10 protein-coding genes are annotated in these 13,053 nt (G+C 57.3%); 9 read left to right on the top strand and 1 reads right to left on the bottom strand.

The genetic code is table 11. The features are described from left to right. Window positions 1-24: 24 nt before the first annotated feature. Window positions 25-1,761: an RNA-directed DNA polymerase gene (locus F4Y72_03425; GenBank protein MXZ27339.1), complete on the bottom strand. Its 1,737-nt coding sequence runs from the start codon at window positions 1,759-1,761 to the stop codon at window positions 25-27. A gap of 545 nt (window positions 1,762-2,306) precedes the next feature. On the opposite strand from F4Y72_03425, the gene F4Y72_03420 reads away from it, so the two are divergent. From F4Y72_03420 to F4Y72_03380, 9 genes are all read left to right on the top strand, one after another. Next, window positions 2,307-5,240 (top strand): SAM-dependent DNA methyltransferase, encoded by a 2,934-nt coding sequence (locus F4Y72_03420; GenBank protein ID MXZ27338.1) that lies wholly within the window; start codon window positions 2,307-2,309, stop codon window positions 5,238-5,240. A gap of 321 nt (window positions 5,241-5,561) precedes the next feature. Next, on the top strand, window positions 5,562-6,251 hold the full coding sequence (locus tag F4Y72_03415) for a hypothetical protein (GenBank protein ID MXZ27337.1): 690 nt from the start codon (window positions 5,562-5,564) through the stop codon (window positions 6,249-6,251). Window positions 6,252-6,282: 31 nt separating this feature from the next. Beyond that, window positions 6,283-7,419, top strand: coding sequence for a hypothetical protein (locus tag F4Y72_03410; protein MXZ27336.1), 1,137 nt, complete (start codon window positions 6,283-6,285; stop codon window positions 7,417-7,419). 508 nt (window positions 7,420-7,927) lie between these two features. Beyond that, window positions 7,928-8,203: a BrnT family toxin gene (locus F4Y72_03405; protein MXZ27335.1), complete on the top strand. Its 276-nt coding sequence runs from the start codon at window positions 7,928-7,930 to the stop codon at window positions 8,201-8,203. After that, window positions 8,187-8,441 carry a BrnA antitoxin family protein gene (locus F4Y72_03400; protein ID MXZ27334.1) on the top strand — a complete coding sequence of 85 codons (255 nt, stop codon included), beginning with the start codon at window positions 8,187-8,189 and terminating at the stop codon, window positions 8,439-8,441. The genes F4Y72_03405 and F4Y72_03400 overlap by 17 nt, the downstream gene beginning before the upstream one ends. A gap of 1 nt (window position 8,442) precedes the next feature. Next, entirely contained in the window at window positions 8,443-10,020 is a 1,578-nt protein-coding gene (locus F4Y72_03395) for a sulfatase-like hydrolase/transferase (GenBank protein ID MXZ27333.1), read from the top strand. Window positions 10,021-10,049: 29 nt separating this feature from the next. Continuing rightward, the gene (locus tag F4Y72_03390; GenBank protein MXZ27332.1) at window positions 10,050-11,120 is read left to right on the top strand and encodes a zinc-binding dehydrogenase; all 1,071 of its coding nucleotides are present in this window, start codon (window positions 10,050-10,052) and stop codon (window positions 11,118-11,120) included. Window positions 11,121-11,141: 21 nt separating this feature from the next. Then, window positions 11,142-11,888: an SOS response-associated peptidase gene (locus F4Y72_03385; protein MXZ27331.1), complete on the top strand. Its 747-nt coding sequence runs from the start codon at window positions 11,142-11,144 to the stop codon at window positions 11,886-11,888. Continuing rightward, complete coding sequence (locus F4Y72_03380) at window positions 11,885-13,045, top strand: NAD(P)-binding protein (GenBank protein ID MXZ27330.1); 1,161 nt, start codon at window positions 11,885-11,887, stop codon at window positions 13,043-13,045. Before F4Y72_03385 ends, F4Y72_03380 begins: the two co-directional genes overlap by 4 nt. Window positions 13,046-13,053 lie beyond the last annotated feature (8 nt).

Raw genomic sequence — 13,053 nt, 5'->3', positions numbered from 1 at the left:
CATCAGCTGGCAAAGGCGCAAGATTTACAGGGATTGTTTACCTTCTGCGGAATAGTGGTCAAGCACTGCCACGATCCGTTCCAGGAGCGGATCGAATCCGGAAAAATCGATTTTATGTGAGTTGGGCCTTACAACGTACTTTGCGAACATTTTTTTTCCGTACTCGGTCTGCGTGTCGATACTTCCACTGGGGTTGAATTTCTTTTCGTTAAGGCGCTTGTTTTTCCATTCGGCTGGGAACAAATCCTCAATGCAGCTTTGTTCTTTGGTCTCGGGCGTTTTGATGAGGTAGAGATTCTTGGTTATGTGATAAAAGTCATCCGTAGAATCCACTGTGATCGAAATGCCAAAATTCTTTCTCACCGTGCTGCCGATGGACTCAAGACCGTTATCGTTATCGAGAACAAGGATTACCGGATAGGCCATGGGCACGTGTTGGAATGGCTTTCTTTTTCTCGCATCGAAATTACGCAGATAGTCCAGCGGAATTGACTTCAAGTCCCCCGTGCCTCCCCCAAGGTCAATGATTTCGTGGGCCTGCCCGGTATAGTTGAAGAACCGTATCGCAAACTTAAATCCGCTCTCTCCCGGCTCTCCCAGTTGAGGATGAAAGATTTCGCGGAACCTTATCGCTTCACGAAGATAGATTGGATCGGTCTTCCCTTCGGTGATTATGAGTGGCGCATCCAGAGCTATGCAGTACTTGTAGAAAAGAAAGCGCCTGTACAGTGTCCGGATTGCTCTTGGCTTAAGACGCTGATCCTTAATCCCCCTGCGGTCCTCGCTCTGCGTGACTGCATAAATGTGGCTGAGAATGCCTTCGAGCGGATTCAGGTTTACCGTCAGGTCGGGCTGCGGATCCACTCCGGGGCTGACAGGTGGGGTAAAGGACCGAAAATAGGTTCCCGACTGAAAGAGGGAGTCGCACATGGCCCTCGCCTTGCGATAGTACTCGCTCCTTATGTTGACTTTCTCATTGACGACCAGGCCGGTGACCATCTGGCGGCTGCCCCTGCAATGCATACGGGTCTTGGATGGATTGATCTTGAAACCCGCACGCCTGATTTCGTGAACCAGTTCGGCACCCGGCGCCCAACCGAACAGACTCTCTGAATCTTGAACCGCTAAGGCCTCAGGGAAGTCTCTCTGACTTGTAGAAAACGTAATGTCGTCCGCATATCGCGAATACCGCACGCCATGCTTTTTTGCGATTCTTAGCAATCGCAGATCCAAAATCTGCCCAATCAACTCCGAAATGACTGGGGAGCAGGGGCTACCTTGAGGCAACGCCTCTCCGTCACATGCAATTTGCGCAATCGTGGTTGCAACCTGTTCCTTAAGCGCGAAAGCCTTGTCTTTTAGAAAGAACCCGCGCACACGGCCGAAATTAAATGACGGGAAGAAATCCTCGATATCGATATTCAGCACATAACGTCGGCGTTTGTGATTCTTGGCGTTGGAAGCTATCGTGCGTGTCTTCCTGAAACCGTAGGAGACGGGCCGAGCCTGGCGCTCTTCCTCAATTTCGGCGAGGCAACCATAGAGATAATGGGCAAGATGCGATTGAAGCTTCTTGAGTTGCGGGTTTGGAGCCTTGATAGTTCGGATACCACCGCTCTTCTTCGCAATTTCAAAAGTAGTGTATTTACGCTCGGGTGGCGTGACGTAAATGATGGATGTTAAGGCGCTCGGCTTGTATCCTAGTAGTCTTGCGAGGTCCTTCCTGTCCTTGGCGGCTTTTAGCTTGTCACGATAGTTCACACTTCCATTTGGCAAGGTGGACTTGCAGGCACTCCTACGCAATCACGCAGTTCGACAAAACTCTTGACGAGTAAAGTCGGAATAGGAATCAGGGCAGCAAAAGCGCTTTCCTGACATTGAATCATATGTCTCGAACCCGGACAACAAATCTACCTGCAAGTCCGCGCAAGAGGGTAGCATGTCTGTGGCTAACAGGATAGCCAAATGTCGTTATAGGAGAGGAAGCTACCTCTCTTGTTAATACAAAATACATTCCGTACCAATACAGAAAACTGGGGTTGTCGCCTGGGTTTCGGCGCAAACAAGAAGCGCGTCATGCACACGCTCAATATGGCTTTTGGTCAGAGAATTCCATGGTTCAGCGGGAAAAACCGGACTTGCATTGAGAGGCTACTAAGGTATCGCCAGAATGACGATTCTTGATGATCTTGCCAAAAAATGGTCCTATGAAGGTTTCTATCACTGCCGAAGTAATACTCCAATTTCAGGGGTTCACTCCCAAATCAGTGGTGACTTTCGCGTGAATTACGCATGATGAGACGCCCATGAACGGCAATACACCCGAACCCATCTACAACATCGCACTGGCGCACCTCTTACGTGCGGAGGGGCTGGCGGCGGAAGGCGAGCAGCGGCACCGTTTCGGATCACGCCGCGGCCAGGTCGATGTACTGCTTGATTTCGATGAATACGCTGTTGCTATAGAAGCCGAGTATGGCAACCCTGCAAAGAAAGATGCAAATAAGCGCTTGCCGAAAAGAGCACCGGCGATTGTCAATGGGCTGCCGTTGCGACTCGTGGTTGCGATCGGCTATCCGAATCGGCTCGCTCGCCTCGCCGAGAGCAGAGCGCAGGAGCATCTTGCCGCCTGCGACGACATTCGCATTGCCTACCGCTATTACGGCGAAGAATGGAGCGACGAAACTTCCGGCTCGGTGACGGACCTTGCAGAGACTTTGCGCGACTACTGGGTGCAAAGCGATGACGGCACAGGCATTGAGCGCATCGTGCAACAAGCTGCCCATGCCATTGAGGCGACGAGCAACATTCTCGCCCGCGGCAATCCCAATGACAGTGATGAGCACGACGAACCCGCGACGAAAGCGCTGATATGGCTCAACGCGCTGCTGTTCCAAGAGTTGCTTGCGCGACACCTTGACCCTGCACAGCTACCGGAACCCTTCAGGACGGCAGGAAGGATCCCGCGCCCAAGCCCCGATCACGGGCCGTCTGTCCTTGTGGAGCAATGGGACGAGATTCTCAACATCAACTGGTGGCCCATCTTCTTTATCGCCAGGGAAACCCTATCCCAGACGCCGGCGCCAACCAATAGAGAAGCCCTGCAGATACTGAAGGCCGCCGCTTCACAGATCGCCGAGAGTGGCGCGATACGCCGCCATGATGTGGCCGGCCGGATATTCCACCGGCTTCTCGATTCGCGTAAATTTCTGGCGACAAATTACACGACGATACCGGCCTCCATTCTGCTGGCGGGACTGGCATTTGACCTGCGCAATGAATGCTGGCGAGACGTGGACTTCTCCGATCCGGACAAAGTTACCGAACTCCGAGTTGTAGACCCTGCTTGCGGCAGCGGCACCTTGCTCATGGCGGCGGCACAGGAAATCCTGAAACGCGCGCGGCGCAGCGGGGCGCTCGACAGCAAAAGTCGAGAGGTCGTACGGGCCGTGCTCGAAGATGCGGTATATGGTTACGATGTGGTGCCCGCGGCTATCCATCTGGCGGCGTCCACTCTGTGCATGGCCGAAGCGAGCCAGGTCATCAAGGATATGAACCTGTGGAGGGTGCAACACGAAGTCGTCGATAAGACGGCGCGCCTCGGCAGTCTGGACTTCCTAGCCTCATCGCCCAGTGGCGGTAATGCCGGCAGGCTGGATCTGTTTGACGAGGAACATTTCACGCGCATGACCGGCCAAGGAGAAGTGGCCGAGAACGTGGCTATGCCGCCGAATTGCGATCTCATGATCGCCAATCCGCCATATACCCGTGCGGGAGGGCCTGGCAAAGAGGCGAACACCATCTGGAATCCGATGTTCGGGTCGTTGTTGGATCCTGATGATGCGCGAACCATGCAATACGCCCTAAAGGACACGCTGGCGAAAACGCCGGGAAGCCTATACGCCGGGCTGGGCTCAGGCTTCATGGTGCTTGCGGACGAAAATCTCAGGGAGAAGGGGCGGTTGGCGTTTGTCTTGCCGGCCACTCTGCTGACCGGCAGCCGCTGGGGCGGAATTCGGAAAATGCTCTTGGAAAAGTACTGCATTGACTGGATTGTCGTTAGCCACGATAAGAGAAATCGCAGTGCAAAAGCGGGATTACCGGGACGCCGGCTTGTTTCATTCTCAGAGTCAACGCGGATTGCCGAAGTCTTGATAGTGGCCACGAAAATGCAGCCGCACGGAAGACGTAATCATGTCCGGTTTGTCAATCTGTTGCACAACCCGGATGAGCCGGTGCAAGCGATGGCGTTAACCCGCAAGTTGTTGGCTATGGACGAGAACGGCCTGCCGCTCGAATCACGCGCCATCGACATTGGCGGCAAGCATTGGGGAAACTTGATTCATGTGCCCCAGCAGAGGCTCACGGGCGGCGCGTGGTTCTGGGCGGCTCTTGTGCAGCCCGATCTGGTTGTGCAAGCGGAGCGCCTGCGCCAAGGAGACTATGGTGCCTCCTGGCAAATTCCAGTTACGACAATCGGCCAGATTGCCGAATTGGGACCCTATCACATTCAAATAAAAAACCCGAAACAAGGGCTGTTCACAATTGCGGAAACCAATGATCCCCTTCGAGCTGGTGAGCCAGCTTTGTGGCATCACTCAGCAGAAAGAGAAACGCGCCTTGAAATGGCGGCAAATGCGCGACTTGAACGGCGGTCAGACAGGGACAAGGAGAAACAGGACGCCATGCTAACGAAGAAGGCACGCCTTCACTTGGCGAGCGATCTTGGAATGGCCCCGCAGCGGCTCGCGGCCGTGCTGACCGACAAACCCATGCTCGGAGTCCGGTCCTGGGTTACGTTGGCGCTTCAAAGCGAAGCACCGGGAAAAGAAGAGGCGCTATGCCTGTGGCTGAACTCGACGCCTGGCCTGCTATTGCGGATATTGCACGGCAACCGCCCCTATCTGGGGCGTTCCAGCGTCCCGCACGAACTTATCCGAACATTGCCGGCACTGGATGTCAATCAGCTATCGGACGAGCAGCTTGCAGCCGCCTTCCGTATTTTTGAGGACCTCAAATACAGGACACTACAAGGATTTTCCCAACTTCTAGATGACCCGGTCCGACGAGAATTGAACACCCGTCTGTGCGAAGAAGTCCTTGCTGTCGCTACAGACAGCATTGAAGCGCTGGACAAAGGAATACAAGAACGAGGAGTTCACCCCGAAAACTTGGGAGAACTTGTACAGGAACTTACTCAAAAGCTGGCGCTGGAACCCACCCTACATGCGCGACACTGAACAAGTGGTTGGACAGCGATAACGAGACTCGAGTATTAGATATACGGTTCGATATTTGTTCCATTCATGGACAATATGTGAACCGCGATGTGAACTCGTATTGAGAATTGAGTGCAATTCGCGCACCTACCGTACAGGACCCTATCCTTGAGCCAAGGACGTAGGGCACTCAAGTAGGAACCAAGAAGTCGCCCAGGCAACGTCAATTGGGCGGACGCATTTGTCAGGGTGCTTGCCCATTGAAGTAACCGACACACATGTTGCCATCGATTCTGCCCCCTAGGAAAATGGACAGGTAACGCATCAGTGCGGAGGGAATTCGTGAATACGAATTGGAGGTCAGATTTGGATCATAGGAAAAAGTGGAAGATTCGCTGGCACGGAAAGAAGGCGATGGCGCTGTACGCCGTTATCGGCCTTGTGATAGCCATGCTCAGCCTTGTGATGGTTTGGCAATGGCGGAATGGGAATGAGAAGCCGAACGAATCCATGCAGGGCTCGGCAGGTCAACTTGCGCCCGAAGTGTCAGATCCAGAATCCGCGCATATGACCTTTCCGTTCGGAGAGCCAGTGCTTGTCGCGGAGACTGTGACCGACTTGAGATCATTGAACAATGTTCGCGCGCTGAGGTATGAAGAGCAGACGATGGCAGTGACCAGACTCAGTGGAGTCTGGGGTGTGGGGCTGGCGCGCGTGTTAGAAGGCAACTCACGTAGCGGGGATTCACTAATGGACGGAGTTACGCTACAGAATGACCCGGAAGGTTGGCGTGGCGTCGTGGAAATACATAAGACAGTCGAAGGAATAGTGAGTATTGTGGGATTCGTAGAACAGGGAAGTGCCGCCAAGCTGCTAGACGAATCAAGACCGGTCGGCAACATTTACTTCTACCACGAAGCTGTGCGACAAGGATTGGTGCCTGTCGCAATTCCAGTTTCAAGGGTCGTGACTTGGGATTATCGTGAACCGCATGAGTTCTCAGAGATCGTAATAGACGGGGACGGCGGATGAGGACCTAAGGTGTTATTGGTAGTGGTGAATCTTGAGTGATCGGAAAGAGGTCGCACGGGAGGCGGCACTAAGCCTTTTTCCCGAATCAATTCGCTTGCCAAGTGGGGCCGGCGCGAAGCTGGTCTATTTGGATATGAAGGACTGGATCAACCTGAGCAAGGCCGCTGTCGGGCACGCAGACGGTAAGAGGCATCGAGATGTTCTGGATGCGTGTTTGGCGGCAGCGGACGCGGGGAGTGCCATTTTCCCGCTCTCGCAGCACATCTACAACGAAACACGGAAGATTCCACCTCGACGGCAGCGGCAGTCACGAGATTTAGCCAATATTATGAAAGGGCTTTCTTCCCATCGAATGATCATGGCCCGGAGCGAAGTGGCAAGGCATGAAATAGAAGCCCTGCTGGATAATATCCTCTGGCCTGGCGAGTCGCCCATCACTCCGACAGAGTATGCGAACGACCGTGGCCTTTTTGCTGCTGGGGGCTTCGTGAGTCGGGCGCTGGAACAAGTCAGGATTACTCTTAGGAAGGGAGAAAAGAAGAGCGAGATCACGGAACCATTCCGGGCGTGGTTGGCCAGAATGGATGAGGATCAACAGCAGACTCTTCACCACAAAATCCTTACCGACCCTACTTCAGCCGAAGTGCCGTCGCATCGCCGGTACGGTTGGAAGCCAGAGGCCTCACTCAAGCGGTATCAGCAGATTGCCGACGCCCACAAACGGTTGTCTGGTGGACTCGCCGATTACCCGGCGGCCAGGGAGCCGCAGGAACTTCGCACGATCATCTCTGCAATTGAGTTTGATAGGTTGAGTGACGTATTTTGCCCGTTGCTGGGTACCCGGCTCGATGCTCAGGGATTGAATACTTCTATACCGGACACCCGAACCAAGTTACACATTCAGCCGGTTATTGCTCAGCTTGATCGGATGCCGAGCTTCGACGTGGCGGTGAGCTTGCAGGCTTCACTACACCAAAATCCGAACCACAACTGGAGCAGCAATCATGTCTTTGACTATGAGACCCTTGCCATTACCGTGCCCTATTGCGATATTGTTGTGACGGACAAGGAAATGCGTTATCACATTCAGAAAAACAAACTCGATCAGCGTATGGAGACGTGTGTCATATCAAAATTGAGTGATTTGCCTGCCGCACTGAAGCAATGAAAAATGGCCTGCCCAACTCGTCTTCAGGCGCTTCTAGGAGCATTCATTCAGTGCAAAATGAACCCTGTATTTGAAGGTTAACGACCAGTCTGGCGGGTCATTTCTGACCGTCGTGACCGTTCCTCCTCAATCCGAGCCGTGTCGCATGGGGAGACTTTGAGAACTGAGAGGCGCCATTTCTTGGGCAGTCGCCGAGTTGTCCTGAGCTTATCGAGATACCGAGCTAGGCGAGCGCCGGAGATCAATGTGTCGACGATCTGACTGACTCACTGGCGGGAGAGGTAGTCGACTAGGTTGAGGTCACGCTCTTGAAAATGTGCGCCTAGTTTGCCTCTAAAGAACGCGCGACCCGCATCGCGAATAATCCGGCACGTATTCCCGCTGGCTAGGCTGGCGGGCGGGAATATTCTCTCAACCTAGGAATTCCCTTGAAAAGGTGCTCAGCCATGTTGTGCACAGACATCTGAACTTCGGTAGTGTAACTACAATTTGTAGGGCATAATAGAAGGTGAATATTGAGTGGGACGAGGCAGAAAATCAAACCAACATTTACAAGCATTGGGTGAGTTTCGAAACCGCCAGGCGGATATTCGAAGGCCCTGTTCTTAGTTGGCTTGATGTCCGTTATGACAATGGCGAGGACCACTACATCGGCGTGGGTTCCGTTGGGGCGGGAGCACTGCTGGTAGTCGCCTATACCGAACGAAACAGCAGCATCCGCTTGATCTCCGCGCGTCCCGCATCCCGCAAAGAAAGGCAGGCGTACCATGAAAAAACACGATAAACCCCTGACCACCAGGCAGATCGCGGCCGCCAAGGATCAGGATATCGACTTCAGCGACATTCCCGAGTTGGATGATGATTTTTGGCGGAATGCCGAACTGGTTGAGCCGGACCGGACGGAGCAGATTACTCTTCGTGTCAAGCGTTCCGTGCTGGCCTACTTCAGGGCATCCGGAAAAGGTTATCAATCCCGTATGAACCGCGTGCTTGAGAGCTACGTGCGCGCACAGGTCAAATAGCATGACCCGCCGCACGGTCTATGCAACCGCCTGTCTGGCAGACCTGTTCACAACCGCCGCCCCGGCCCAGGAACGCCCCAACGTCCTTCTCATCATGACCGACAACCAGAGCCCCAATCTGCTTGGGGCGTACGGCAATCGGGACATCAGGACCCCCAATATCGATCAACTGGCGCGCGATGGTTTGCTGTTCGCTCACGCCTACGCGACCTCCGGCGTGTGCTCGCCGTCGCGTGCCGTGCTGATGACCGGGCTGATTCCGTCGGCCAATGGCGTTCACAACGGACTTCCGGCCCGTTACGCCGTGGAGGACTACGCGGCGATTGAAGAATTCCGCAACCTGCCGCAGACGTTGGCCGACGCCGGCTATTACACCGGCCTGGTCGGGAAGTATCACCTGGGCCGGCATGAGAGGCCCCAGCTCGGGTTTCAGTGGTGGACCATGTTTCGCGGTGGCCATACGTCCAGTTTCGTCGATGCGCAGATCTTCGATAACGGCGAGACCTATAACGTGCTCGACCGGGACGAACATCTCACCGACTTCTGGTCCCGCCGGGCGGTGGACTTCCTTGCCCACCACAAGGATGAGGAATCGGCAGGGGGAACGCGGCGTCCGTTCTTCCTCTGGCTGTCCTACAACGGGCCGTACATCCTGCCGCCGACGGTGAATCAGCCGCCGGTCTCGCGCCACGCGGACTACTACGAGGACAACGTGCCCGCCATGCCGCAGAACCGGGTGCACCCGTACATGCGGGAATGGGCCAGGAACAATACGGCGCCTGCGCCCGAGCCGACCGAGGGCGGGTCCTATCCCTGGGCGGCCATCGATGCGCTCAACAACAGGACGGCCATGATCAACATCGCCGCGGAAATGACGCATGTGGACGAGGGCATCGGCACGGTATTGGCGGCTTTGGATGAACTTGGCCTGCGCGACGACACACTGGTGGTGTTTCTCGCCGACCAGGGATCAAGCTGGGGACAGCTTGGCCTGTGGGGCAATTCGTCCTGGGGCGAACCTGAGCCGGCATACAACGCCAACATGCAGGTGCCGCTGATCTTTCGCCATCCCGGCCGCATCGAAGCGGGTGCGACGGCCGCTGCGATGGTCAATCAGTTCGATCTATTGCCGACTTTGCTCGAATACGTGGGGCTTGGGCATCTGGAGGTCGCCAATTCTCCCGGAGAGAGCTTTGCGCCGATGCTGCGCGGCGGGGACATGGCCTGGGAAGACGAGGTTTTCTTCGAATACATCTCCACCCGGGTGATCCAGACCCGCCAGTGGAAATACACCAAGCGCTTCCTGGCGTCGCCGAACGAGCTCTACGACATGAGCGACGATCCGGGCGAGACGATTAACCTCGTCGACGATCCGGCTTACGCGGACGTTGTCGCGGACCTGGACGCACGCCTGACGGCGTTCTTTTCCGAGTATGCCGATACCGTTTTCGACCTGTGGAACGGCGGCACCGGCAAGGCGCTGGTTTACTACGGCGCGCGCAACCAGAAATTCCGCGACGCCTTCCCCGACTGGCGCGAGCCCTTTGTGGAAAAGCAGACCGCGTTCCGCGACCGCTAAACCGGGTGACGAACGCGATTCCAGCGACAATGACCGCCGTGCTGCTGACCCGGCACGGCGGCGTCGATGCGCTGGAATACCACGACGACGTTCCCACGCCGACGCCGGGAGCCGGCGAGGTGCTGATCCAGGTCGCCGCGGCCGGAATCAACAACACGGACATCAACACCCGCGTCGGCTGGTATTCCATGAACGCCGCCGCAGCCGGTGGGACGCGCGGCGCAACGGAGGTCGGCGAGGTCCGGGCCGAAGACGCTTCCTGGTCCGGTGCGCCGATGACGTTTCCGCGCATCCAGGGCGCCGACTGCTGCGGGCGGATCGTGGCCGTCGGCAGCGGGGTCGCGCGCTCCCGGATCGGCGAGCGCGTCATTGTTCGGCCACTGCTGCGATCGTACGTCGAGTACCGCCCCTTCGAATGCTGGACGTTGGGTTCGGAGTGCGACGGGGCGTTCGCGCAGTTCGTTAAGGCGCCTGCGCGCGAGAGCTACGCCGTGGACTGCGATTGGAGCGACGCAGAGCTGGCGAGCGTTCCCTGCGCTTATTCGACCGCCGAAAACATGCTGCACCGAGCCTCCGTGGGGGCCGAGCGCGTGCTGGTGACGGGCGCATCGGGCGGGGTGGGCTCGGCGGCCGTTCAACTCGCCAAGCGGCGCGGCGCGTTCGTCGTGGCGGTCGCCGGCCGTTCGAAGGCGGACGCGGTGCGGGCCCTCGGGGCCGACGAGGTCGTGCCCGCGGATGCCGACCTGGCCGACGCTGTGGGCGAGAAGACCCTCGACGTGGTGGTCGACGTTGTGGCGGGACCCTCGTGGCCGGCTCTGCTGAAAGGTCTCAAGGTCGGCGGGCGCTACGCGGCGGCCGGCGCGATCGGGGGACCCTCGGTACAACTGGATATTCGCTTGCTCTACCTCAAGGACCTCACCTTCTTCGGCTGCACCTTCCAGGAGGACGCCGTGTTCGAGAACCTGATCTCCTATGTCGAGCGCGGCGAGATCCGGGCGGTCGCGGCGAGGACCTTCCCTTTGCGTGAGATCGCGCGAGCCCAGGCGGAGTTCCTCGCCAAGGACTTCGTCGGCAAGCTGGTGCTGGTCCCGCCGACCTGAGCAAGGCATTCAGGCGTCAACGTGTGCGGGCGATTCAACATCATCACCGATCCCAGGGCGTGGATGGACGCGCTCGATGTCCTTTACTCGATCCTTGATGACAGCGATTTCGAACCGCGCTACAACATCAGCCCTTCCGAACCGCCGCTTCCGGCCGGGTCCCAGCGCGCCTCGCCCCGGCGCATTACTCGCGTTCCCATCGTCCTGCAGCGGGGCGACGAGCTCGTCGGCGAAGATGCCATCTGGCCGCTGATTCCGGTGTGGGCGCGAGGAGAAGTGCCGAAGTACAGCACCGCCAATGCGCGCTCCGAGGAGATGGCGGACAAGAACGCCTATCGCAACGCATGGAAGCGCGAACAGCGCTGCCTGATCTACGCCACCGGGTTCTACGAATGGCAGGCCCGCCCCGGTTTCAGGACCAAGCAACCCTGGCATATACGGCTGAAAGGGCAGGACGGGTTCGCGTTCGGCGGACTCTGGGAGAGTTCACGCGCGAATGACGGCACGGAGGTCCTGTCCTGCACGATCGTGACGCTGCCCGCCAACGAACTGATGCGCGGGATTCACAACGCCGGCCGCAACCGGCACCGCATGCCGTTGATACTTCCGTGGGACGCGCAGAAGGCCTGGCTCCAGGCGCCTGCAAAATCGGCCTTGGACAAGGTCGCCGCCGTACCCTCCGAAGCATTGGAGGCCTGGCCCGTCTCCACCGCCGTCAACAATCCCAACTTCAACGACGCCCGCATCCTGGAACCGATCCAAGCATGACGGTGCTGATAGTCGGTGGTGGAATCGGTGGTCTGGCGGCGGCCGTAGCGTTGCGCCGCGCAGGCATCAACGCCCGGGTTTTTGAACGTGCTGGTGAGATTCGCGAGGTGGGGGCCGGGGTAACGATATGGTCGAACGCCGTCACGGCACTCCAGAGCCTGGGGCTGGGCAAGCAGGTTCGATCACTGGGTTCGGAAATGCTCCGGATCAACGTCCTGTCCGCCAAAGGGATGCTGATCTCTTCAGTCGACGTGGGGGCGATTTCCCGTGAATGCGGCGCGCCGTCACTCGCATTGCATCGGGCCGATTTGCAGCGAATGCTGCTTGATGCGCTGGATACGGATCAGGTGCATACCGCGAAGGAGTGTGTTGGCGTCAAACAGGACCGGAATGGCGTAACGCTTCATTTTGCCGATGGCACGGAGGCTGCGGGAGAGATTGCGATCGGCGCGGATGGCGTCCGTTCGGCAGTCCGATCGTCATTGTTCGGAAGCCAAAAACTTCGGTCTGCGCGGTACTACTGCTATCGGGGCATGGCCGAAACGCCCAGGGTCACGAAGCACGAGGTTCTCTCGGTGCTGCTTCCCGGAATTCAGCTCGGTGTGTTTCCCGAGGTCAGGCCGGACGAGGCCTATTGGTTCCTGTGTCGGAACAAGCCGTTCGATGCCGCCTGGGCGGATGCCGAGTACGATCACATGGCGTTCCTTCGATCAGTCTCCAGGGAATTGCCCGCAGAACTCGGTGCAATGATCCTGGGAACCCACCCGGAGCGGATTCTCGTCGACGATGTTCTTGATCGTCCCCCGGACAAGCACTGGGGGCAGGGCCGGGTCAGCTTGGTCGGCGATGCTGCCCATCCGATGGCCCCGACCTTTGGCCAGGGCGCCTGCATGGCCATCGAGGACGCGGTCGTCCTCGCGGACAGCCTTCGGCGTGCGAATGACCCAGGATCCGGATTGAGGGAATACGAGAACAGACGTCACCCGCGAACGGCGACGACCACAAGGCTTTCATGGCACTACGGAAACATTTTCCAATGGGAGCAACGTGTACCGGTGATGTTCAGAACATTGTTTGCCGCGTCACCCTTCGGTCCCTGGAACCTGCGCAGAATTCTGCACAAAGCATTGCGTTTCCATCTACCCGACTTGGCCTGACAAGAAAA

The organism is Gammaproteobacteria bacterium (assembly GCA_009838035.1).
GTDB lineage: Bacteria > Pseudomonadota > Gammaproteobacteria > Steroidobacterales > Foliamicaceae > Foliamicus.
The sequence above is the reverse complement of the archived record's forward strand: the minus strand, read 5'-3'. Positions and strand labels throughout refer to the sequence as shown.

What these genes read in the sequence shown, in the direction of transcription:
- F4Y72_03420 (MXZ27338.1), top strand. Translation starts at nt 2,307, where the DNA reads ATGAACGGCAATACACCCGAACCCATCTACAACATCGCACTGGCGCAC.
- F4Y72_03400 (MXZ27334.1), top strand. Translation starts at nt 8,187, where the DNA reads ATGAAAAAACACGATAAACCCCTGACCACCAGGCAGATCGCGGCCGCC.
- F4Y72_03395 (MXZ27333.1), top strand. Translation starts at nt 8,443, where the DNA reads ATGACCCGCCGCACGGTCTATGCAACCGCCTGTCTGGCAGACCTGTTC.
- F4Y72_03390 (MXZ27332.1), top strand. Translation starts at nt 10,050, where the DNA reads ATGACCGCCGTGCTGCTGACCCGGCACGGCGGCGTCGATGCGCTGGAA.
- F4Y72_03380 (MXZ27330.1), top strand. Translation starts at nt 11,885, where the DNA reads ATGACGGTGCTGATAGTCGGTGGTGGAATCGGTGGTCTGGCGGCGGCC.